Source organism: Algoriphagus sp. NBT04N3 (assembly GCF_019443765.1).
Taxonomy (GTDB): Bacteria; Bacteroidota; Bacteroidia; order Cytophagales; family Cyclobacteriaceae; genus Algoriphagus; species Algoriphagus ornithinivorans.
This window is the reverse complement of sequence record NZ_CP048415.1, coordinates 2,456,875-2,479,415: the sequence shown is the minus strand read 5'-3', so window position 1 is coordinate 2,479,415 and position 22,541 is coordinate 2,456,875. Positions and strand designations below refer to the sequence as shown.

Below are 22,541 nucleotides of genomic sequence, written 5' to 3'. Positions count from 1 at the left end.
TAACCTTTAAACAAATAGAAAAATGAAAAAAACAATGATCATGCTTTGCCTGGCTTTCGTAAGCTGGGGAGCAACCGCACAACACGACCATGCAGCACATGGTGCACAATCAAGTACCCAACAGATGGAGCCCATGTTCAAAGACAAGGCACTGGGTTCTTCCTACACGCACTACATTCATTTGAAGAATGCTTTGGTGGCATCTGATTTTCAGAAAGCAAAATCAGCTTCTGAAGCTTTGGTGAAAGCGATTCACAATGTAAAGGGAAGTGATAAAGTCCATGCAGAGGCGGCCAAAGTTGCGCAGGCAGGTTCACTGGAAAACCAGCGAAAGGCTTTTACCGCCTTAAGCAATGAGGTGGCCACTTTGGTGAAGGGTGCTGATATCAGCATGGGAGAACTCTATCTGGAATACTGCCCCATGGCCAACGGCAACACCGGAGGCTATTGGCTTTCCAATGAAAAGGATATCCGCAATCCCTACTTCGGTGACAAAATGCTGAAGTGCGGAAGCGTGAAAGAGACGATCAATTGAATCAAAGACCTGTATGAATCGGATGGAATGGACTTTTGTACTACTCCCTCCTTTTCATGCAGGTACAAATTAAATGTATCATGAACAAGCACATCATTTTCAGCATCGTATTCCTTGGAGGAATGCTGCTGGTAGCACATGGGGTCTTGGCACAGCCAAGTAACAAGACAGAGCAACGCCTTATTCACATCAATGGAAAAGGAGAGGTATCGGATGACCGGGGCACCAAACTCGGGTACATCAGTAAAGAAGACATAGTCTTTAACAACCAAGGTCAAAAACTGGGCTTCATCAAAGGCGGCAGGGTTTACGATGCGGAAGGCAATTCATTAGGAAAGGCTAAAAAAGATGGCCGCTATTACAACAACGATGGAGTCTTCATCCTGAGCACCAAAACGATAGGGGATAAATGCGAGATTCTGGATCCGGAAGGTCACAAGAAAGGCACGGTACACAAAAACTATAAGCTTCATGCGTGTGCTACACACTGTTTCTTCTTGGAACAGGAAATGAAAAAAGAGGAAGATAAGTAAAATTAAAGCCCTGTTGGAGAGTGGCCCTTGTGTAGGTTGTCATGCATACAATCCTGCCGCCACTCTTCCATCAGGCACCAAACTCTTAATACGATGAAAACGAGAAAACACAACGCTAGTCCAAAGTCATTGCGCAAAGACAAACTAGTGGCTTATCTGACCTTGGTATCACTGATAGTTGTAGCTACTGTAGCGGTGTTTTGGATTCAGGGTTACCGCATAGGCTCATCGGTTGGTATAGCCACTGATGAGATAAAGACTCCAATTGACCCAAGCTTAGTATGTATGGTCAATGACGCCTATATGGGTGTAGCCCAAATCCCGGTACCGGTCAATGGCAAAACCTATTATGGTTGCTGTGAAATGTGCGTGGATAAGCTTAACAACCTGGAAAGCGCAAGGATCGCGATTGACCCCTATAGTGGTAATCCTGTAGATAAATCAGAAGCATTTATAGTAGTGACTAACCAACAAGGTGCAGTTGCCTACTTTGAATCAGAGGCCAATTACAACGCATTGAAGAAAAACTAAAAACAATCCTTTAACCCAAAATCTATGAAATTGAAACTGCTTTTTTTTGGTCTTGCTGCCATAGTGGCCGTGAAGACTCAAGCGCAACAGTCGGATGAAATTAACCAGGTAAAACAAGTCCTGGAATCATACAAACAGGCCATTGAAAGCCTCGATACAACCGGCACAGGTAATTTATTTGTATCGCAATCAATTGTTATTGAATCAGGCAAAGTTGAAGGCCGATATCAGGACTATCTGGCCAACCACCTGGGCCCGGAGCTCCATCATTTCGAATCTTTCAAGTTTAGTGACTATGAAGTAGCCATTGAAGTCGCTTTGCCATTTGCCTTTGCTACTGAAACCTACAAATACACCATTGTGCTAAGCAAGGACAAGTCAGTTATTGAGCGAAAAGGAGTTGCCTCCAGCATTTTGAAAAAAGAAAACGGTCAATGGAAAATATGGCAAACCCATTCTTCAGCAAGAAAACCAAAGACCAATCATTAACCAACTAAATAATATGACAATGAAAAATATTCTAAAAGCAGTTGTATTGGTACTATTCACTACAGCAACCGTATCGGCTCATGACGGCCACAAAAGCAAACAAGACAGCACCGCCCAACAAGCGGATACTGTGATGACCACCCCCACCAGCGAGGCAGATCAAAGTGAACATGAACATACCAGTGAGGCAGTGAGCCACGATGCGCATGAGAAAGATGCACACCACGAAAAAAAGGTTACGGCTGACCTTGCGGATTTTCCTACAATCCATCCGCTAATTGTCCATTTCGCTATCGTATTGCTGATTGTGGGAGCCTTTCTGGCGGTCGTCAACATCTTTTTCATCAAAAGGGAATTGGCGTGGACAGCATTCGCTTTGGTGCTGGTAGGTTTTGTAGCTGCTTACTTAGCTGGCAGAAACTTCCATCCGCATACTCACGGACTAACCGAACATGCCAAGCTCGTGCTCGAACAACATGACTTCTGGGCTGACTGGACAATCAATCTTGGGTTTATCGGCCTGCTGTTACAAGGGATCAATCTATTTATTTTCAAATCGAAAAGATGGGCAATGGCTATTGTAGCAGTTGTGTTATTGAGCGCAGCGTATGCTGTGGCACATGCAGGGCATTACGGAGCACAATTGGTACACATAGAAGGTGTAGGTCCGGAAGGTAAATTTTTAGAACTGGAGCATGACCACTAATTGACTTGAAATCACCAGTATGCCTGGGTTATTTTTTGATTCGGTACTTACCTGTCCGGTATGTGGCCAGCAGCAGGTTCGCAGAATACCTTATAACGAGCGGCTGGATAGCTTCATTTGTAAGGGATGCGAATGCGAGATTACTGTTCCGGGCGATCAATGCTGCATTTTTTGTGCATTTGGTTCACATAAATGTTTGGTCAGCCAAGGCTGGGAAAAATTAGAACAAAAACAATGGAGAGAAAAAATGAAAAACACAGACCATAAAAAAGAAAAGGAATTCATCCCTGCATTAAGCTATAATTTCCTTACCGGCCTTTATGATACCACCATAAGACTGACCATGCCTGAAAAGAAATTTAGAAGCGAACTAATAGACCGTTTAAAGCCCGAACCTCATGAGCAAATTTTTGAGTTTGGCTTTGGCACAGGGGCTAATCTGGCGATTGCCTCTTCACGGTCTCCCAACACTTCATTTTTCGGATTAGACATTGACCCGAAGGTAAGGGAGATAGCCTTTTCAAAGCTCAAAGACAAAGACATTCTGGTTGAACTTCAACTTTACAATGGGGGCATTTTTCCGTATGATGATGCTGTTTTTGACAAGGCCTACAGTTGTCTGGTATTTCATCAGTTAGATGATGAAACTAAAGCGCATTGTTTCAGTGAAATCTACCGGGTTCTAAAGCCCGGAGGCAAGCTCATCATTGGCGATTGGGGCAAGGCAAAGAACCGATGGATGCGCACAGTTTTTTACACCGTGCAGCTTCTGGACGGTTTCAAAACCACCACAGCCAATGTGAAGGGCTTGCTGCCGGATTACATACGTGAGGCAGGGTTTTCGGATGTGCAGGAGACAGGCTTTATTAATACCAGGATCGGGTCATTTTGCTATTATGAGGGAACTAAATCATTGAAAATCAAAAATCAAATTTAATTACGGAAATCATGAACTTAAGATTCTACTATATTTTGACCATTTCTTTTTCGTTGCTTAGCCTGTCTACGAGGGCACAAAACCTCACTGAAAAATCAGTCGAAGGCAACACTGATAATCTTCCTGTAAGAGAATATGCCATTTCCATAAATGAGCTGGCAGTGAACAAGGCAGGCAAAGAAGTCATGGGAATGGCCATTAATGGCAGTGTCCCGGGACCCACACTTACTTTTACTGAAGGTGAATATGCCGTAATATATGTAAAAAACGAGATGGATGAAGAAACTTCCATTCACTGGCACGGTTTGTTGTTGCCAAATTTTTATGACGGGGTTCCTTACCTCACCACTCCGCCCATCGCGCCTGGGGAAACACAGAAGTACGAATTTCCCCTGAAACAAGCCGGTACCTATTGGTATCATTCACATACCATGCTGCAAGAGCAGAGTGGTGTTTTTGGCTCTATCGTCATCCATCCTAGAAAAGAAAACCTGGCCTATGACAAAGAGCTCGTTATAATACTTTCGGACTGGACGAATGAAAAGCCTATGAACGTACTCCGTTTTCTGAAACGAGGAACCGAATGGTACAACTGGCGAAAAGGTACGGCCACACCCCTCAACCGCGTTATTGCCAGAGGTGCAATGGGAGCCCAGTTAAATTTCTGGAGGCAGAGAATGGAAAGTGCAGACATTGCCGATATATATTACCCGGCCTTTTTAGTTAATGGTGAACAAGTTCAGGAATATTCCAATTTCAAACCCGGAGAAAAGGTTAGGCTTAGAATTATTAACGGGGCAGCTTCTACCTCGTTTTGGATGACGTTTGGTGGTGAAATGCCGACCTTAGTTGCGGCCGATGGACTAAATGTTGAGCCGGTCAAGCGCAATAAAACATTTATTGCCATTGCGGAGACCTACGATTTTATTGTAAGTATTCCGGAAAGTGGAAAGATGGAATTTCGGGCCACCGCTCAGGATGGTTCGGGAACAGCCTCTGCTTTTTTGGGCCAAGGTGAAGTTTTAGCAGCCGAAGATGTTCCCCGCCCTGATAAAATAGGGATGATGATGCAAATGGCAAAAATGGACATGCGCATGGGGGCTCCTGCCCTAAAATTTAATCCTAAAAAGGACGATCCCCAAAAAATGATGGAGAACTGGGGAATGCAAATGAAAGGCGACAAAAACCCGGATAATGATATGCCGGGTATGAATATGGCCGGAAATAAGGAAGAGGTCTCCCAAATGGATCATTCCTCAATGGATATGTCTGATGATAAAAACTCCAAAATGGATCCGCCAAGTGCTCCCATGGCTGAAATGCCCGGGATGGAAAACATGGATATGTTTTCAGAATACAATTACAATTATCTGAAATCACCTGAAAAAACGGTTTATGGTAAGGATGTTCCAGTCAATGAAATCCTCCTCAATCTTACTGGGAATATGAACCGCTACATCTGGAGCATGAATGGTATTCCCCTATCTGAAACCGATAAAATAAAAATCAAAGAGCGGCAAATTACCCGAATCACACTTAACAACCTGACGATGATGCACCATCCCATGCACCTGCATGGTCATTTTTTCCGTGTCATCAACGAAAGCGGTGATTACTCGCCCCTGAAGCATACGGTGAATGTGCCACCCATGCAAAAAGTAACCATTGAGTTTTACGGGAACGAATATGGAGATTGGTTCTTTCATTGCCATATTCTCTATCATATGATGGGAGGTATGGCACGGGTAGTCAGCTATGATACACCGGAAGACCCTAGAATGAAACCCTTTCCAATTTCCAAACTGATTCACGAAACCAACCGCTTCTATAGTTGGGGAATGGCAGATGTTGCCTCACATAATACAACAGTCAATCTGACCACTTCAAACATTCGCAATCAATTCAATTTATCAATGGAATACGGATGGAATCAGAACCTGGAAGCTGAATTTTCTTATGAGTATTATCTGTACGATTATTTGAGGGTTTTTGGAGGTATTAATGTTGAGAATACCACCAGGAATAGTTTGGATGATATGAAGACAATTGCCGTGGCTGGTATCCGGTGGTTTACACCTTATATGTTCAATGTTGACCTAAGGATAGATAATGAGCTTCGGCCTAGAATTGGAATCGGTCGATCGCTGATGATATTTCCGAAGTTATCAATTTTTGGCTATTACGAATATCAAATTGATGCAGGATTGGTAAACGGTCTGGAGGCCGGCCAAAATTACAAAGAAGAAATTGTATGGAGTGCCGGTGCACAATACATGCTTTCTAAGAATTTTTCACTGATGACAAGCTATGACAACCGCTTCGGAGCAGGGGGCGGATTATCTGTCATGTTTTAATTAGGAAGTTATGGAAGAAAGTTATAAAAAAGGAAGTTTAAGTTTATTAGGATCAATTGCTTTAGGCACTGGTGTAATGATCGGTGCAGGAATCTTTGCATTATTGGGCCAGGTGGCTGAACTGTCAGGGACCTGGTTTCCTTACATTTTCGTTTTGGGAGCTCTCATTTCAGCATTTAGTGCTTACTCCTACATCAAAGTTTCAAATACGTATCCTTCGGCTGGGGGGATAGCCATGATTTTGAAAAAAGCTTATGGTAAATCAACCATAACAGCTTCTGCATCATTATTAATGGCACTATCCATGGTAATCAACGAAAGCCTGGTTGCCAGAACTTTTGGCTCTTATTGTTTCTGCATCTGTGATGCTAATAGTTTTTGCAGGTGAAAAATGGTTCTTAAGTCGAGCAGATAAATCTACCCAAAAATGAAACGAAACAGAAACTACTACATCCGCAAAACGCACCGGTATCTGGGGCTTTTTATAGGCATTCAGTTTATTGGGTGGACGATCAGTGGCCTCTATTTTAGTTGGACGGATATTGACAAAATCCATGGAGACCAGTTCCATCGTGAACATGTAATGACGCATTCACCCCCGGACTTAATCAGTCCGGCTCAGTTAGATTCAACGCTTGGTATTTCATCCCTTGAGCTTCGCTACATCAATCACCAACCGCATTATTGGGTCAACGATAGTCTGCTCTACAATGCCCAGACCGGGCAAATCAAAAAGGGCATAACCGAAACGGAGGCGGTCGAAATCGCACAGAACCATCTCGTGAAAAACCTGGAAATCCTGAAAACCGAATGGATTACTGAAACCGACAACCATCATGAATACCGTGGCAGGCCGCTACCAGCCTGGGCTGTCCACTTTGATCATCCCGAAAAACTGGTAGCGTATATTGATGCCTCCAATGGCCGCTTTGAGCGGGTAAGGCACAACAGTTGGCGTTGGTTCGATTTTCTTTGGATGTTCCACACCATGGATTATGCCGGGCGGGACAACTTTAACAATTGGCTGCTCAGGGCATTTTCAGTCTTTGGCCTTTTTACAGTGCTTTCAGGCTTTACACTTTACGCAGTATCCTCTAAAACTTTCTTAAAAACCACTTCAAAACTTAAAAAGAATAAATGATGAACAAACTGATTTACACACTTGCACTGGGATTGCTGATCGTATCCTGCCAAAACAAAAAAGGTGAAAATGGTGGTCACGAACACCATCAGCCGGAAGCCGCAACCTCTACGGTCGACCAATCGGATAATTCGAAAAAGAGCATCCCTCAGGAAGCGCATGGCAATGTGGGTGATGCCCACGTTTCTGTGTACTACCACTCACCTGCGGTTCGAAGTAGGGTCATTTGGGGCGGCCTGGTACCTTTTGACGAAGTTTGGGTTGCGGGTGCCCACAGTGCCACCAGCATAGAATTTTCCAAAGCAATCGAGATAGAAGGTACGACCATACCCAAAGGGAAATATGCATTCTTTACTATCCCCGGACAGGAACGCTGGACGTTGATCCTAAACAAAAACTGGGAGCAGCACCTTGCTGATGATTACGATCAGGCAGAGGATATTATCAGGATCGAGGTAACACCTGAAACAGAAATGCCGCTATCAGAACGGCTTACTTATACCATTGAAGACAAAAGAGAGGGTTCGGGCGCTATCCGCATGTCTTGGGAAGAGCTAAGTGTTTCCCTTCCATTTAAAACAGATTAACCACTAAAATTTTTACTCATGGAAAAGCATAATCACGAACATCACAAGCACCATCACCACGATGATGACCACCAAAAGAGCCAATCATCAGATGATCAAACCGTCAACAAATCAGACCATCAGCATGGACACCACGACCATCATGCCATGATGATCGATGATTTCAAGAAGCGTTTTTGGATTTCTCTGGTGCTCACGGTACCGATCCTGGCATTATCTCACATGATCCAGCAATTACTGGGATTTGAGCTAACCTTTTTTGGTGATCAGTACGTCCTTTTTGGCCTTTCGTCTATCCTCTTTTTCTATGGAGGATGGCCTTTTCTTAAAGGACTTTGGGACGAGCTAAAAGACAAAAACCCGGGTATGATGACCCTGATCGCAGTGGCCATTACCGTGGCTTACGTATACAGCTCGGCAGTGGTTTTTGGTTTGGAGGGAATGGACTTCTTCTGGGAGTTGGCGACACTGATTGTCATCATGCTGCTAGGGCACTGGATCGAGATGAAATCAGTAATGGGAGCATCGAAGGCTCTCGAATTATTAGTACAGATGATGCCGTCCGAGGCGCATTTGGTACAGGGAGACCAAATCAAGGACATCAAAGTAGATGAACTAAAAAAAGAAGACATCATCCTGATAAAAGCCAATGAGAAAATACCTGCGGACGGTACAGTGGTGGATGGGGAAAGCCACCTGGACGAAAGCATGCTCACCGGTGAGAGCAAGCCGGTGAAAAAATCCAAGGGCGACCCGGTCATTGGCGGATCAGTAAATGGCAGCCAATCCATCAAGGTGAAAGTGTCCAAAACCGGGAAAGAAAGCTACCTCAATAAAGTGATCACGCTGGTGGAAGAGGCTCAGAAAGCCAAATCGAAAACCCAAAACCTGGCCAACATTGCCGCCAGATGGCTCACGTTCATCGCCATTGGTGCCGGTACAGCTACGCTGGTGACCTGGATCAGCTTGGGTAAGCCTTTAGATTTTGCATTGGAACGAATGGTGACCGTCATGGTTATATCCTGTCCACATGCGTTGGGTTTGGCCATACCACTAGTTGTAGCCATTTCCACTGCTGTTTCAGCAGGAAAAGGCTTGCTGATCCGCAACCGTACTGCTTTTGAAAATGCTCGGAAGATTACCGCAATGGTGTTTGACAAAACAGGCACGTTGACCGAAGGCAAATTTGGTGTCTCACGATATGAGAGCCTTTCTGATGATATGAACAAAAATGAACTGCTGTCCTTTGCCGCTTCGCTGGAGCAGCAATCGGAGCACCCAATTGCACAAGGCATTGTGAAAGCAGCGAAAGAGGCAGGCCTGGCATTGAAAAAGGTTGAAAATTTTGAATCGCTGACGGCCAAGGGCATTCAGGGCAAGATCGATGGACAAAACTGGAAAGTGGTCAGCCCCGGCTATCTGAAAGAAAACAACATAAACATCCCTGAACAGGCAGGATCTGATGCCGCAGAAACCATAGTTTTTGTGCTTTTGGAAGAAAAGTTGATTGGCTTCATAGCCTTGTCCGATCAAATCAGGGAAGAAAGCCCTAAGGCCATCGAAACGCTTCGGGAAAAAGGCATGAAACTATACATGGCTACCGGTGACAATGAGAAAACGGCCAAAGCAGTAAGCGACAAACTTGGGCTGGATGGCTACTACAGTGAAGTACTGCCCCATCAAAAAGTGGAAATCATCAAGAAACTTCAGAAAGAAGGCCACTTTGTGGCTATGACGGGTGATGGGGTAAATGATGCCCCTGCACTGGCACAAGCCAATGTGGGTATTGCTGTAGGTTCCGGTACCGATGTGGCTGCCGAGACAGCCGATATCATATTGGTCAACAGCAACCCAAAAGACATTGCCAACCTGGTACTGTTTGGCAGGGCCACTTACAACAAAATGATCCAGAACCTCGCTTGGGCTACCGGCTACAACGCGATTGCATTGCCTTTGGCCACAGGATTTATTCCGGGTCTGGTGATTAGTCCTGCAATAGGCGCAGTATTCATGAGCCTGAGTACGGTCATAGTGGCCATTAATGCGCAATTGCTGAAAAGGAAGATGAAAAGCTGAACTATTTAGGAATCCCCAAGGGTACTTGCCGTCTTTTGCAATACCCTTGCACCTTAATTTTGCCTATATTTGCAGGCAAATGAATTCCATTCTATCCATATCGTTCAGCTTTCTGTTCCTGATGCAGGCAATGGGACCTACTTTGGATTTATGTTGTGAATTAGCAAAGCTTCCGGTGCTTTTTGAACACTACGAGGAATATGCAGAACATAATGGAACTTCATTCGCAGAGTTTATTGACTTTCATTATGGTGACGGGCAAAATGCAAAAGGCCACCATGATGACGAGCATGACAAAAACTTACCTTTTCACGGTCAGCACCAGTGCTGTCACGGATACACTTACATAGCCCAACTATGGGGGTATACAGAAATGACTCCCATTCATATTACAACAGAAATAAGAGCAACACGCTATAGTTTTTCTCTTTGTTCTGAGTACTCAGAATCCCCTTTTCAGCCTCCCAAGGCCTGATTTACCGGGCAATTTTCAAAATCAACCTTTGAATCATTGCATTTGTGCAATGCTGTAAGGTGCATTTTGCTATTTCCGTCCGGCATTCCACCGATGGGCATTTTTGCCCCAATCAATTCATTAAATCAGGATTCAAAATGCAAAATAAATGCTGGATAAAATCATTCAATTTTCAGTCAAAAACAAACTGATCATTGGCCTGCTCACGCTGGCCCTCATCGGAGTAGGTATCTACTCCATGTATACGGTCAATTTGGGTTCAGTACCTGATATCACCAACAATCAGGTGCAGGTAATGACTGTATCTCAAAACCTGGCCACAGAAGATATAGAACAATTCGTCACTTACCCGGTGGAATTAGCCATGGGGAATCTGCCGGGCGTTACAGAAATCCGTTCAGTATCCCGTTTCGGCCTTTCCGTGGTTACTATCATATTTGAAGACGATATGGGGATATACAAACCCCGGCAACTGGTGCAGGAAAAGCTTAATGAGGTAAGGGATAAAATCCCTGAGAAATTTGGCAGCCCGTCTATGGGGCCTATAACCACGGGACTCGGTGAAATCTACCAATATACCATCAGGCCTAAGCCAGGATATGATACAGTCTATACCCCTACAGAGTTGCGAACCATTCAAGACTGGATAGTAAAACGGCAAATGACATTAGTAGATGGTGTGGTGGATGTCAATGCCTTTGGTGGAAAGATCAAGCAATATGAAATCGCAATCAATCCGGAAAAACTCAATGCACTTAATGTATCCATCTCAGAAGTTTTTGATGCCCTTCAGCGCAATAATGTAAATACTGGAGGGGCTTATATAGAGAAAAACAACATGGCCAACTTCATTCGTGGAGAAGGCCTTGTGCGTTCGCTTGACGACATTCGGGATATTCTGGTACGGAATGAAAACAACATTCCTATCACTATTGGCGATGTAGCTGAAAAGGTGCATTTTGGAAATCAGGTCCGCTATGGAGCATTCACCCAGGATGGCCAGGAAGCTGTAGGTGGAATGGTGTTAATGTTGAAAGGATCAAACCCTAACTCGGTGATCCAGAATGTGCAGGAGCGCATGGAAAAAGTGCAGAAGTCTTTGCCTGAAGGCTTGGAAATAACTCCATTTCTTGATCGTAGTTCCCTGATTGAAAGAACTACCAGTACAGTAAAAACAAATCTTTTGGAAGGAGCCCTCATTGTGATATTCGCCCTTGTAATCTTACTGGGGAGTGTGCGAGGGGGTATCATCACAGCAACCACCATTCCTCTTTCTCTGCTATTTGCCTTTATTCTAATGAAGCAGTTTAATGTCTGGGCCAACCTCATGAGCCTGGGGGCTATTGACTTTGGGATTATCATTGATGGAGCAGTGATCATTATTGAAGGTACGGTATACGAAATCCAGAAGCGGATTCGCTCTGGTAAAATCAAATTCAATCAGGGCGTAATGGATGAAGTGGCTTATGATGCCGGAAGTACCATGATGGGATCAGCATTTTTTGGACAGATAATCATTCTGATTGTTTTCGCTCCTATTCTTTTCCTCACCGGGGTTGAGGGTAAAATGTTCCAGCCTATGGCCTATACCTTCGGTTTTGCCATGATAGGTGCCATTATCCTTTGCCTCACTTACGTTCCTATGATGTCAGCTTTATTTATGAAGCCCATCCAGAACAAAAAGAACTGGTTTGGGAAGTTTGAACGCTGGCTGGAAAAAGTCAGTGATAAAATTATTGGGGGAATCCAATGGGCTTATTTGCCATTGCTTAAAGGTGCTTTAAGGTTCAAGACCATTGTCATCATTGTGGCTATTGTGTTACTAGGGCTTTCAGGATTCATTTTTTCACGTATGGGCGGAGAATTTGTACCCCAGCTGGATGAAGGGGATATCGCCATGCAGGCTTTGATACGTCCTGGAAGCGGATTGAGTGAAGCCATTGATGTTTCTACTAAAATTGAAACGCTTCTTCTGGACAACTTTCCTGAAATAAAAACTGCTGTAGCCAGAATCGGTGTGGCCGATATTCCTACCGACCCCATGCCGATGGACATAGCCGATATGTTTATCATCCTGGAAAAGGATATGGACAAATGGACAACAGTAGAAACAAAAGAAGAACTCATTGCAGAGATAAAGGAAATGCTGGATGAAAAACTGACGGGTGTCAACCTTGTTTTCAGCCAGCCTGTAGAGCTTCGTTTTAATGAGTTGTTGACTGGCGTGCGTGAAGATGTGGCTGTCAAACTCTATGGTGAAGATTTAGATGTACTTGCCCAAAAAGCTGAGCAAATGGCGGAAATAATCCAGACTATTCCAGGTGTGGGTGATGTAAATCCGGAACGAACTTCTGGTTTACCTCAAATGACCGTTCGTTACAACCGTAAAAAGATTGCCCAGTATGGACTGGACATTCAAAAGCTGAACGAATACGTGAGTGCCGCCTTTGCCGGAGGAGTAGCCGGGGTGATTTTTGAAGGAGAAAAGCGATTTGATATGGTCATCCGCTTTGATGAAAAACACCGAAGGAGCATTGATGACTTACGTACCTTATATATTGACCTGCCCGATGGTACACAAGTACCTATTAAAGAAGTAGCTGACATTAATTATGTGCCAGGCCCCATGCAGATTTCCCGTGATAATACTTTCCGCAGGACCTATGTGGGTGTCAATACCAGAGGGCGTGATGTAGAGTCGGTAGTAACGGATATACAAGAAAAATTAGATGCAGAGCTTGATCTCGCACCCGGTTACTATATCACTTATGGAGGTGAATTTGAAAATCTTCAACGGGCCAAAAGCAGGCTGCAGATCGTTGTGCCTATCGCACTCTTCCTAATCTTTGTGCTGCTATATTTTGCCTTACAGTCATTTTCACAATCTATTATGATTTATATGGCCATTCCCCTGGCTGCCATTGGAGGTGTTTTTGCGCTATGGTTGCGCGGGATGCCATTTAGTATTTCGGCAGGTGTAGGCTTTATCGTTTTATTTGGGGTAGCAGTGTTAAATGGGCTGGTACTGATCAACCGATTCAATTCCCTGAAAGAAGAAGGGGTCACCAGCATCAGAGACCGCATTCTTACCGGTACCAAAGAAAGGATCAGGCCGATCATGCTTACGGCTACTACAGATATATTCGGCTTCTTACCGATGGCATTTTCAGGTTCTGCCGGAGCTGAGGTACAAAGGCCGTTAGCCACAGTGGTAATTGGTGGAATGCTTACAGCTACACTGCTCACATTGGTGGTGCTTCCTGTACTTTACACTTTTGTGGAAAGCAGAAGTGACAAAAGAAAAAGCCTGAAAGGGCCAAATGCCAACGTGATTATTGTACTGCTGGTTTGTGGAGGTCTATTGGGGCTGCCTGTCTTGGCCAATGCCCAAAACCAACAACAACCACAAGACAGTTTGCAAACGATCACGCTGGAGCAGGCCAGAAAACGTGCGGTAGAAAGCTATCCGAAAATCCAATCGGCAAGACTAGAGATAGAAAACCAGGAGGTGCTTAAGAAAACAGCCTGGGACTTTGGGAATACGCAGGTATTTACCGGAAAGGAAGAAGTGGGCAATGGTTCTGATGGAATCTATACTCAGTTCGGCATCCAGCAACAACAAATTGATGTTTTCGGTATTGCTCCTAAACTTAAGTTGCAAAAAGAACGGATAGCACTTGCTGAGAAGGCACTTGATCTATCAGTTATTGAACTGGAGCGGGAAGTAAGCCAGGCTTGGGCCATGGTATTTGCTACCAAAAACAATTACCAGGTTTATGAACACTTGGATTCGGTATTTGCAGATATTGAAAGAGCGGCCAGGATTCGCTTGGAAACGGAAGCCACATCTAAACTGGAATACCTGGCTACTTCCAACCAGGCCAATCAGGTACAGATACAAAAAGAGCAGGCATATCGGGATTATCTGAGTGCTTTACAGCGCCTGAACCTTTGGTTTGCCAATGACACGCTGTATACCGTACCGGATGTCCCAACCAGTCAATTGGACGAACCGCTCAATTATGTAGCTGATTCATTGATGAACCATCCTTTGCTGAATGTATCAAAGCAACAGGTAGATGTAGCGGATGCCACCATAAAAGAGAGGCGTTCGCAGTTCTTGCCTCAATTACAGGGGCAGTATGGGCGACAGCAGATTGCCGGGCAATCTGGATTTTATCAGTACCAGGTAGGTGTCAGAATCCCTTTGTTTTTCGGACCTGAGCTGGGCAGGACACAGTCGGCCAAAATCCAACGGGATATTGCGGGTCAAAACCTGCGCCAAAACCAGTTGGAACTGAATGCCGCCTATCAGGACATGAGAGAACAATACCTGAAGTGGCTCAATTCATGGAACTACTACCGGGATGAGGCACTTCCGCTGGCCCAGGAGCAACGGGACGGAGCTATTTTGGCTTACCGGGAAGGGGCTATTGATTATGTGACCTTCCTGCAAAATATCCGGGATGCCATTAGCATAGAAGTTGATTCCTGGAATGCCTTTGGTAGTTACCTGGATAGCCGCTACCAATTGGAATACTACTTAAGAACATCAAACTAAAAGTAAACTGATCATCAGATATAAAAATAGAAGCACAATGAAAAAGCAAATCATATATATAGTGGCACTGGTACTTATGGTATCGGTATTTACGGGCTGCGATAACAACTCGGCTGATAACTCAGGTGATGCCTCTCACGAAGAACACAGTGAGGGCGAGGCTGGGCACGAGGGTGAAGAAGGAACTAATGAAGAAGGGATGGCGGAGCTCCACCTTTCCAACCTTAAGTTTGAAAGTTTGGGCATTAAAGTGGATACATTGCCCACCCGAACCCTCTCCGGGACAGTAGAGGCCAACGGCCAGTTGGAAGTGCTACCTCAGCATGAGGCCACCGTTACAGCCATACTGGGAGCCAATGTGACTTCCATCAAAGTGATAGAGGGAGACAAGGTAAGAAAAGGTCAGATATTGGCCTACCTGGCTCACCCCAATCTGAGCAGTATTCAATCCAACTATGTAAGGGCATATAGCCAGTTACAATACCTGGAGAAAGAACACGCACGTCAAAAAAAGCTCTATGAAGAAAATGTGGGCTCGGGAAAGACCTATCAGCAAACCTTAGCTGACTATCAAACCACAAAAGGTGAAGCAAAAGGCTATGAAGCCCAGCTCAAACAACTCAGTTTGAATGTAGAGAAGATACGGCAGGGAGAAATATATGAGCAAGTGCCTGTGGTTAGCCCTATAAGTGGCTACATAGAAAAAGTAGAAGTTCAGTTAGGGCAGTTCGTAGATCCTCAGACCGTAATGTTCAGGGTTGTTAATACCGACCACATCCATGCCGACCTGATGGTGTTTGAAAAGGATGTTTATAAAGTAAAGAAAGGACAAAAAATAACCTTCACCGTGGAGTCGGTTCCCGGAGCTACTTTGACGGCCGATATTTATTCTGTTGGCAAACAATTCGAGCAAAACCCGAAAGCAGTGCATGTACACGCTGAAATTGATCAAAAAGAAGATTTTCTGATTCCCGGGATGTACATCAATGGAAGAATCCATACCAACAGCCGGGAAGTTATGGCCTTACCGGAAGATGCCATCATAGAAGAAGAAGGCAAGCCTTATATTTTTATTGCGGAATCTCATCAGGAAGACGGAGAAACCGAATGGGCATTTAAACCAGTGGAAATTCGAACAGGCATTATCGATGAAGGATGGGTAGAGATCAAGCTGCTGGAGGCGTTACCCGAGGGTACTAAAGTAGCCTGGAATAACGCCTATTATCTTATAGGAGAGATGAAAAAAGGTGATACAGAGCACGGCCATTAAGTGCCAAGTGGGTGAGGAATAGTTGGTGATTAAAGGTTGGCAAAGGGCAGTTGGCAAGTAGGCAAACACTGAAAGTGAGCTTGCAACACAATTACCAACTGCCTTTTTGCCCCTTGCCAACTTTATTAATTGATTAAAAATTATAACGACTAAAAAGATGAAAGAAATAAAAGCATTTATAAAGCCAAAAAGAGTACAGGTAGTGGTAAAGTCTCTGCGGGATGCAGGGTTTGAAAGTGTAACACTATCCAAAGGAGAAGGTACGGGAGCTTATAAGGATCCTGATGCATCTCCTTCCCTGAATTTTCATTTTACCGATAGCCCGATAGTAAAACTGGAGCTTGTTTGCCAAAATGAAGAAATGGATAAAGCAGTGCAATTGATATGCGGAAAGGCTCAAACGCCTGATCCGGGCGATGGAATCATTTACGTTTCTGAAATAGATGATGCCTACAGAATAAAGACCGGAAAGTCTATCAAAAGATTTGATATGAAGTGAAAAATGTCATGGAGTTTCCAATTGAAAAAATGAGGCAATTAGCCAGGACAAGGGGTGGGCTTTGTTTATCAGACTTATATATCAACAGCAAGTCCAAATTGTGGTGGCAATGTGCAAAAGGCCACCGGTGGCAGGCCACCCCTTTTAGTGTGAAGATACGGAAAAGCTGGTGCCCTGAATGTGCTAACAACGTTCCGCATGGAATAGAGAAGATGCAATTCCTGGCTCATGCAAAGGAAGGTAAGTGTCTTTCTAACGAATACATAAACTCCAAAATACCCTTGAGGTGGCAATGTAAAAACGGTCATCGTTTTCTGGCTACTGCAGACAGTGTGGTACAGGGGAAGTGGTGTAAAAAGTGTAAATAAATGTTAAACCTTAAACCCTCATAGTTATGATGCATGATTGGTATTTCGGAGGAATGCACTGGATTTGGTGGATCCTATGGCTGATCCTCATATTTTGGATATTTCTGATTCCATACCCTACACCCGGGCAAAGAAGAAGCAAGGATAAAGCCATGGAGGCGCTAAGAGAGCGCTATGCCCGAGGGGAGCTCAGCGATGAAGAATTTGAGCAAAAGAAGAAAGTTCTTCAAAACAGGATGAAATAGGTATAGGGTCGCAGGTGTCTTCACATCAAATGTGGCACCTGTGGCTCCAAAACTGACAAGAAGATGAAAAGCAAGTTACTTCTATACATCGCTATTGGGTTTACCCTCGGTATTTTCTTACTACAGCCTTTGGTTATTTCACTGCACATGTACGATATGCAGGGAGACCAGGGAAATTGGTGGGCCTGGCTACTTACTTCCTACCAGCAGGTTGTTGGATCGTGGGATGTGGATCAGGCGGTTACCAAATTGCTCTTTGGATTGTTAGGTGTTACCCTCGCACTTCTTTTTATGGTCAGACAAAAAATATTTCAGCTTACCGGGAAAAGAGATAAACTGGAGGAGATCAAGGAGCTTATAGCTGCGGGAGAAAACCAGCAGGTAGAATTTAAATCTACTTTGAGGTGGGACTTACACCAATTTAAGCCGAATAAGGCACTGGAAACAGTAGTAGCTAAGACAATAGCCGGATTTATGAATACAAGTGGAGGACATCTGTTCATCGGTATTGATGATGATGGGCAACCATGTGGCTTACAGGAAGATTATGCCACGCTAAAAAAACCTGGCAGAGATGGTTTTGAGCAATACATTATGGAACTAATATCCAATAAGCTGGGAACAAATTTATGTACGTTGGTAGCCGTTTCTTTTTACAAGATCGAGGCATATGATTTCTGCCATCTCGCTATCAAAAGGGCCGGTTCCCCGGTTTATCTTCATGATAACGACCGTTCTCATTTTTTTGTTCGCACGGGCAACGGTACACGTGAGTTGGATATACCTGAGGCACTCAATTATATAGAAGAAAATTTAAATGGTCGTTAATGATGAAAATCAAGTGGTTTATACTTCTGCTAATTGCCTTCAACTCCTCTGTGGTTAAAGGTCAAACGCTTTACAGGACTACTGAAGGGCATATTGTAATGGTTGCTGAAGTAGATGACGAGCAGGTGATTGCTGAAAGTCATCAACTGTTGATTCAACTGGACTATGACACAAAAGAAATTTCAGGTAAGCTTAACCTGAAAAGCCTGGATGTTGGTAACGGTTTTTTAAGCGAACAGATAAGCCAGCTTGCAAACGATGAATCAATAATCACTTTTTCCGGGAGGATTCCGGTGGATAATTTTATTAGCCAGCCTCATTCGCCTATATCGTTTAACTGGCCTATTAAAATTATAGCAGGTGAACGGGAGTTTCAGGTAGTAATGAATGCCACGCTCAAGCATTTTAATGGTGGAGAATCCATTGCATGTTTGCTAAGTGCTACGGGAGATTTATCTACAAAAGAGGTTGGTTTGGCGTCCTTCATTCCGGGGGTTAGTGAGGTATTAAAAGTGCAGTTTACACAAGTGATACTTAGAAAAAACACATTATGAGCGCAATAAAAGAATTAGAAGAAACTCTTGTAATGCATAAGATAAAACCAACAGCCATGCGGCTGCTGGTGCTGGAGTATCTGCTGGATCGGGAGATAGCAGTAAGCCTTACTGATTTATACAGAGACTTTGTGAAATCAGACAGAACAACCATTTACAGAACCTTAAAGGCTTTTCAGGATAATGGTTTGGTGCATAGCATTGATGATGGTACCGGTGTGCCCAAGTATGCTTTATGTGAAGATGGTTGTAAATGTGAAATAGAAAGAGACCTGCATCTGCATTTTCATTGCAGAATTTGTGAGAAAACTAAATGCCTTACCAGTTACAAAATTCCTGAAATTGTCCTTCCGCCTAATCATGAGGCCGAAGAAGCCAATTTGGTTGTAAAGGGCATTTGTTCCCAATGTAAAATTGAAAGCTAATATTATGAGCCAGCAAATTCATTATCAATCTCTATTGGTTTGCCCACACTGTCATCACCAACGTCAGGTAGAAATGCCCCAAGATAGTTGCTTGATTTCGTTTGATTGTGAGCGATGTGATAACATATTACAGCCAAATTCAGGTGATTGCTGTGTTTTCTGTTCTCATGGTTCAGTGCCTTGTCCATCCGTTCAACGGACATTAGAAGGGCATATTAATCTTCAAAAAGGACTTAGAACTGCTTTCATCCTCAGCCTGATAACCATTGGATACAATACTATTGAAGGCCTTGTCTCTACCTTCTTTGGCGCAACAGATGAAACACTGGCCTTATTTGGGTTTGGAGTAGATAGTTTTGCAGAAGTACTCTCTGGAGTAGGAGTTGCCCATATGGTTTGGAGAATGCAGCATCATGAAATAAAGCAACGTGATGATTTTGAGATAACAGCATTGAAAATAACTGGTACAGCTCTGTATCTATTGGTGGCAGGGCTTATTGCAGGTGCTATACTTTCAATTGTTAGCCAGTCCGAGCCACAGACTACCACAGCCGGTGTTATCATTTCAGTGCTTTCTATTGCTACAATGTATTTTCTTTTTAGGGCAAAAATAAAAGTGGGTAAGGAGTTGGAGAGCGAGCCAATCATTTCTGATGCGCAATGCACCAAGACCTGTTTTTACCTGTCTTTTATTCTTCTGGCTTCTAGTCTAATTTATGCTATTTGGCAGATCCCTTATGTGGATGCTGTTGGTAGTCTAGGTATAGCCTGGTATGCATGGAAGGAAGGTAAAGAAGCCTTTGAAAAAGCTAAAACAAAGCGCTTATCATGTGAGAATAGTTGTTGTTAATAAATAAATGAGAAGAATGAAAAAACTACAGATAAAAATACCACTCATCCTGCCCGAAGTGCCGGACGAAAAAGATCAGTGTGTACACAAACTGATCAGCCGTCTTCAGGATACCGAAGGTTTGGAAAAAGTACATGTGGCTGATGAAACCGACAATGGTGTGCCACAACTCTGCTTCCATTATGATCCTGAGGTAATATCAATTAACCGAATCCAAAAACTGGCGGAGCAAACCGGGGCTGAGATCACCAAGAAGTTTGGCCATAAACTCATAGAAGTTGAGGGGATACGGCACACGCGGCATGCCCGTAACGTTGAGCGAAATCTTCGGAGCAAAGAGGGGATTTTGGAAGCTTCTGTCTCAGGTTCCGGCATGGTAAGACTGGAATTTGATACCACCAAAATAGATGAAGCGGAGATACTTAAATCATTAAGGAAAGAAGGTCTTGATATACCCGATACGCAGGTAAGTGCTGAGCGATTTCTTCAGCAAGCCAAGAAATCTGAACAACAGGAAACCCAAGAAAAAGAAGATGAGCATTCACATGAGGAAGGTGAAGATCATGACCACTCACACGGTGGTATTTTCGGCAAAAATACAGAGCTGATCTTTTCCATCATCTGCGGGGCATTGCTTGGAATAGGTTTTGGGCTTTCATATGTAGAAGCTATTCCTTCATGGGTAAGCTTGACGCTCTACATCGCAGCGTATTTCTTTGGAGGCTTTTTTACGGCCAAAGAAGCTATTCAAACAGTTGCCAAAGGTGGCTTTGAGATAGATTTCCTAATGCTGGTTGCTGCTATTGGAGCAGCTATTCTGGGTGAATGGGCAGAAGGTGCCCTGTTGCTGTTCCTGTTCAGCATGGGCCATGCTCTGGAGCATTATGCCATGAACAAGGCCCGTAAATCCATTGCCGCTTTGGCAGAACTGGCTCCTAAAACCGCCTTGCTCAAGAGAAATGGAAAAACAGAAGAAGTAGGTATAGAAGAACTGAGCATTGGAGACATCATCATAGTGAAGCCTAATAGTAAAATTTCTGCTGATGGTGTGGTAGTAGATGGTCGGAGTAGCGTAAATCAAGCACCTATTACCGGGGAAAGTGTGCCCGTAGATAAAGAACCTGTAGATGATCCCGATAAAGACTGGTCACAGGAAAAAGACATTAAGGACGAGAACCGTGCCTTTTCCGGTACGATCAATGGCAATAATACACTGGAAATCAAAGTGATCAAAGTAGCGAAGGACTCTACGCTCTCCCGCCTGGTGAAACTGGTGAATGAAGCCCAGACCCAGAAATCGCCTACCCAGCAACTTACAGACAAATTTGAGAAATACTTTGTGCCTGCTGTATTGGTACTGGTAGTATTGCTCCATTTTGCTTTTCTGGTCATTGACGAGACCTTTAGCGAAAGCTTCTACCGCGCCATGGCCGTACTGGTAGCTGCGAGCCCTTGTGCTTTGGCTATCGCCACCCCGAGTGCGGTGCTCAGTGGAGTAGCCCGGGCAGCCAAAAGTGGGGTACTTATCAAAGGTGGCCGCCCATTGGAAGATTTAGGCGTACTTACTGCCCTGGCTTTTGATAAGACCGGCACACTAACAGAAGGTAAGCCTAAGTTAACGGAGGTGGTAGCCTTGGAGGATGTGAAAGAAGAAGAACTACTGAGAATAGCAGTTGCGGTAGAGGGTCTTAGTGATCACCCACTGGCAAAGGCCGTAGTGCGTGACGGGAAGGAGCGACTGAAGGGTGCTGACATACCTGAGGCGAAAGACCTGGAGGCAGTGCTTGGGAAAGGGATCAAAGCCACATTGGGAAGTGACAAAGTCTACATTGGCAACCTGGACCTGTTTGAGTCGCTGGATGAAAAGAAGCCATCAAAGGAAATAGAAGAAAAAGTAAAATCCTTAGAGTCTGATGGCAATACTACCATGCTCATCCGGCAGAATGACGATTACATAGGCATCATCGCCCTGATGGATACGCCAAGAGAAGAAGCGAAAAATACCTTAGCGCAACTGAAAAAGATCGGCATCAAACGCATGATCATGCTCACCGGTGACAATCAGAAAGTGGCCGATGCGGTAGCCAAAGAAATCGGTCTCACGGATGCCTGGGGCAGTTTGCTGCCGGAAGAAAAAGTAGAAGCCATTAAAGAGCTTAGACAAAAAGAAGACAAAGTAGCCATGGTTGGCGATGGTGTGAATGATGCCCCGGCCATGGCCAACAGTACCGTAGGAATAGCCATGGGAGCAGCAGGAAGTGATGTGGCTCTGGAAACAGCCGACATTGCCCTGATGGCCGACAAGCTGGAAACCTTGCCTTTTGCTATCGGTTTAAGCAGAAAGGCCAAAGGCATTATCAAGCAAAATCTTTGGGTTAGTCTGGGAATAGTGGCTTTGCTCATTCCTTCAACCATTTTTGGTCTGGCCAATATCGGTATTGCAGTGCTTATTCATGAAGGTTCAACCTTGGTGGTAGTCTTTAATGCGTTGAGGTTGTTGGCTTATAAGAAGTAGAGTTGGTTAAAGTTGGCAAAGGGAGAAGTTGGCAGTTGGCAAGGGATATTTGGCGAAGTGAG

General features: G+C 44.2%; 21 protein-coding genes and 1 pseudogene. All 22 read left to right on the top strand.

The features are described 5' to 3' along the window. Nucleotides 1-22 precede the first annotated feature (22 nt). The 22 genes and pseudogenes from GYM62_RS10755 (at nt 23) to GYM62_RS10650 (ending at nt 22,479) form a co-directional block, all read left to right on the top strand. Nucleotides 23-535 (top strand): DUF3347 domain-containing protein, encoded by a 513-nt coding sequence (locus GYM62_RS10755; protein WP_219956406.1) that lies wholly within the window; start codon nt 23-25, stop codon nt 533-535. 80 nt (nt 536-615) lie between these two features. Continuing rightward, nucleotides 616-1,068 (top strand): 5-fold beta-flower protein, encoded by a 453-nt coding sequence (locus GYM62_RS10750; protein ID WP_219956405.1) that lies wholly within the window; start codon nt 616-618, stop codon nt 1,066-1,068. Between the two features lie 93 nt (nt 1,069-1,161). After that, on the top strand, nt 1,162-1,599 hold the full coding sequence (locus tag GYM62_RS10745; RefSeq protein WP_219956404.1) for a hypothetical protein: 438 nt from the start codon (nt 1,162-1,164) through the stop codon (nt 1,597-1,599). A gap of 24 nt (nt 1,600-1,623) precedes the next feature. Next, entirely contained in the window at nt 1,624-2,088 is a 465-nt protein-coding gene (locus GYM62_RS10740) for a nuclear transport factor 2 family protein (protein WP_255590335.1), read from the top strand. A 19-nt stretch (nt 2,089-2,107) separates the two neighbouring features. Then, nucleotides 2,108-2,794: a hypothetical protein gene (locus tag GYM62_RS10735; RefSeq protein ID WP_219956403.1), complete on the top strand. Its 687-nt coding sequence runs from the start codon at nt 2,108-2,110 to the stop codon at nt 2,792-2,794. 19 nt (nt 2,795-2,813) lie between these two features. Then, entirely contained in the window at nt 2,814-3,731 is a 918-nt protein-coding gene (locus tag GYM62_RS21020; RefSeq protein WP_255590334.1) for a class I SAM-dependent methyltransferase, read from the top strand. Nucleotides 3,732-3,742: 11 nt separating this feature from the next. Continuing rightward, nucleotides 3,743-6,085, top strand: a complete 2,343-nt coding sequence (locus GYM62_RS10725; protein ID WP_219956402.1) for a multicopper oxidase domain-containing protein — start codon at nt 3,743-3,745, stop codon at nt 6,083-6,085. Between the two features lie 10 nt (nt 6,086-6,095). Next, nucleotides 6,096-6,452, top strand: a pseudogene (locus tag GYM62_RS10720) (amino acid permease); the annotation flags it as partial. 60 nt (nt 6,453-6,512) lie between these two features. Continuing rightward, nucleotides 6,513-7,226, top strand: coding sequence for a PepSY domain-containing protein (locus GYM62_RS10715; protein WP_219956401.1), 714 nt, complete (start codon nt 6,513-6,515; stop codon nt 7,224-7,226). Then, a complete protein-coding gene (locus GYM62_RS10710) occupies nt 7,223-7,813 on the top strand; it encodes a DUF2911 domain-containing protein (protein ID WP_255590333.1) in 591 nt (196 codons plus the stop codon). The genes GYM62_RS10715 and GYM62_RS10710 overlap by 4 nt, the downstream gene beginning before the upstream one ends. 18 nt (nt 7,814-7,831) lie before the next feature. Further along, on the top strand, nt 7,832-9,889 hold the full coding sequence (locus GYM62_RS10705) for a copper-translocating P-type ATPase (RefSeq protein WP_219956400.1): 2,058 nt from the start codon (nt 7,832-7,834) through the stop codon (nt 9,887-9,889). Nucleotides 9,890-9,968: 79 nt separating this feature from the next. Continuing rightward, nucleotides 9,969-10,364 carry a hypothetical protein gene (locus tag GYM62_RS10700; protein WP_219956399.1) on the top strand — a complete coding sequence of 132 codons (396 nt, stop codon included), beginning with the start codon at nt 9,969-9,971 and terminating at the stop codon, nt 10,362-10,364. 148 nt (nt 10,365-10,512) lie between these two features. Next, a complete protein-coding gene (locus GYM62_RS10695; RefSeq protein WP_219956398.1) occupies nt 10,513-14,925 on the top strand; it encodes a CusA/CzcA family heavy metal efflux RND transporter in 4,413 nt (1,470 codons plus the stop codon). Nucleotides 14,926-14,962: 37 nt separating this feature from the next. Next, nucleotides 14,963-16,195, top strand: a complete 1,233-nt coding sequence (locus GYM62_RS10690; protein ID WP_219956397.1) for an efflux RND transporter periplasmic adaptor subunit — start codon at nt 14,963-14,965, stop codon at nt 16,193-16,195. 157 nt (nt 16,196-16,352) lie between these two features. Then, nucleotides 16,353-16,694, top strand: coding sequence for a P-II family nitrogen regulator (locus tag GYM62_RS10685; protein ID WP_219956396.1), 342 nt, complete (start codon nt 16,353-16,355; stop codon nt 16,692-16,694). A gap of 8 nt (nt 16,695-16,702) precedes the next feature. Further along, a complete protein-coding gene (locus GYM62_RS21155) occupies nt 16,703-17,062 on the top strand; it encodes a zinc-ribbon domain-containing protein (protein WP_219956395.1) in 360 nt (119 codons plus the stop codon). A gap of 26 nt (nt 17,063-17,088) precedes the next feature. Beyond that, entirely contained in the window at nt 17,089-17,307 is a 219-nt protein-coding gene (locus GYM62_RS10675) for an SHOCT domain-containing protein (protein WP_137404429.1), read from the top strand. Between the two features lie 63 nt (nt 17,308-17,370). Further along, nucleotides 17,371-18,135: a helix-turn-helix domain-containing protein gene (locus tag GYM62_RS10670; protein WP_155171105.1), complete on the top strand. Its 765-nt coding sequence runs from the start codon at nt 17,371-17,373 to the stop codon at nt 18,133-18,135. Further along, nucleotides 18,135-18,689 carry a hypothetical protein gene (locus GYM62_RS10665; RefSeq protein WP_246223581.1) on the top strand — a complete coding sequence of 185 codons (555 nt, stop codon included), beginning with the start codon at nt 18,135-18,137 and terminating at the stop codon, nt 18,687-18,689. The genes GYM62_RS10670 and GYM62_RS10665 overlap by 1 nt, the downstream gene beginning before the upstream one ends. Next, the gene (locus GYM62_RS10660) at nt 18,686-19,114 is read left to right on the top strand and encodes a Fur family transcriptional regulator (RefSeq protein WP_155171106.1); all 429 of its coding nucleotides are present in this window, start codon (nt 18,686-18,688) and stop codon (nt 19,112-19,114) included. The genes GYM62_RS10665 and GYM62_RS10660 overlap by 4 nt, the downstream gene beginning before the upstream one ends. Before the next feature lie 4 nt (nt 19,115-19,118). Continuing rightward, entirely contained in the window at nt 19,119-19,964 is an 846-nt protein-coding gene (locus tag GYM62_RS10655) for a GDCCVxC domain-containing (seleno)protein (protein ID WP_155171112.1), read from the top strand. 16 nt (nt 19,965-19,980) lie between these two features. After that, complete coding sequence (locus GYM62_RS10650) at nt 19,981-22,479, top strand: heavy metal translocating P-type ATPase (protein WP_219956394.1); 2,499 nt, start codon at nt 19,981-19,983, stop codon at nt 22,477-22,479. Nucleotides 22,480-22,541 lie beyond the last annotated feature (62 nt).

Excerpts from the sequence above, each read along its gene's own strand:
- GYM62_RS10710 (WP_255590333.1), top strand. The coding sequence starts at position 7,223 with ATGATGAACAAACTGATTTACACACTTGCACTGGGATTGCTGATCGTA.
- GYM62_RS10740 (WP_255590335.1), top strand. The coding sequence starts at position 1,624 with ATGAAATTGAAACTGCTTTTTTTTGGTCTTGCTGCCATAGTGGCCGTG.
- GYM62_RS10665 (WP_246223581.1), top strand. The coding sequence starts at position 18,135 with ATGATGAAAATCAAGTGGTTTATACTTCTGCTAATTGCCTTCAACTCC.
- GYM62_RS10725 (WP_219956402.1), top strand. The coding sequence starts at position 3,743 with ATGAACTTAAGATTCTACTATATTTTGACCATTTCTTTTTCGTTGCTT.
- GYM62_RS10655 (WP_155171112.1), top strand. The coding sequence starts at position 19,119 with ATGAGCCAGCAAATTCATTATCAATCTCTATTGGTTTGCCCACACTGT.
- GYM62_RS10650 (WP_219956394.1), top strand. The coding sequence starts at position 19,981 with ATGAAAAAACTACAGATAAAAATACCACTCATCCTGCCCGAAGTGCCG.
- GYM62_RS21155 (WP_219956395.1), top strand. The coding sequence starts at position 16,703 with ATGGAGTTTCCAATTGAAAAAATGAGGCAATTAGCCAGGACAAGGGGT.
- GYM62_RS10755 (WP_219956406.1), top strand. The coding sequence starts at position 23 with ATGAAAAAAACAATGATCATGCTTTGCCTGGCTTTCGTAAGCTGGGGA.
- GYM62_RS10670 (WP_155171105.1), top strand. The coding sequence starts at position 17,371 with ATGAAAAGCAAGTTACTTCTATACATCGCTATTGGGTTTACCCTCGGT.
- GYM62_RS10705 (WP_219956400.1), top strand. The coding sequence starts at position 7,832 with ATGGAAAAGCATAATCACGAACATCACAAGCACCATCACCACGATGAT.
- GYM62_RS21020 (WP_255590334.1), top strand. The coding sequence starts at position 2,814 with ATGCCTGGGTTATTTTTTGATTCGGTACTTACCTGTCCGGTATGTGGC.
- GYM62_RS10690 (WP_219956397.1), top strand. The coding sequence starts at position 14,963 with ATGAAAAAGCAAATCATATATATAGTGGCACTGGTACTTATGGTATCG.
- GYM62_RS10660 (WP_155171106.1), top strand. The coding sequence starts at position 18,686 with ATGAGCGCAATAAAAGAATTAGAAGAAACTCTTGTAATGCATAAGATA.
- GYM62_RS10695 (WP_219956398.1), top strand. The coding sequence starts at position 10,513 with ATGCTGGATAAAATCATTCAATTTTCAGTCAAAAACAAACTGATCATT.
- GYM62_RS10745 (WP_219956404.1), top strand. The coding sequence starts at position 1,162 with ATGAAAACGAGAAAACACAACGCTAGTCCAAAGTCATTGCGCAAAGAC.
- GYM62_RS10685 (WP_219956396.1), top strand. The coding sequence starts at position 16,353 with ATGAAAGAAATAAAAGCATTTATAAAGCCAAAAAGAGTACAGGTAGTG.
- GYM62_RS10700 (WP_219956399.1), top strand. The coding sequence starts at position 9,969 with ATGAATTCCATTCTATCCATATCGTTCAGCTTTCTGTTCCTGATGCAG.
- GYM62_RS10750 (WP_219956405.1), top strand. The coding sequence starts at position 616 with ATGAACAAGCACATCATTTTCAGCATCGTATTCCTTGGAGGAATGCTG.
- GYM62_RS10675 (WP_137404429.1), top strand. The coding sequence starts at position 17,089 with ATGATGCATGATTGGTATTTCGGAGGAATGCACTGGATTTGGTGGATC.
- GYM62_RS10735 (WP_219956403.1), top strand. The coding sequence starts at position 2,108 with ATGAAAAATATTCTAAAAGCAGTTGTATTGGTACTATTCACTACAGCA.
- GYM62_RS10715 (WP_219956401.1), top strand. The coding sequence starts at position 6,513 with ATGAAACGAAACAGAAACTACTACATCCGCAAAACGCACCGGTATCTG.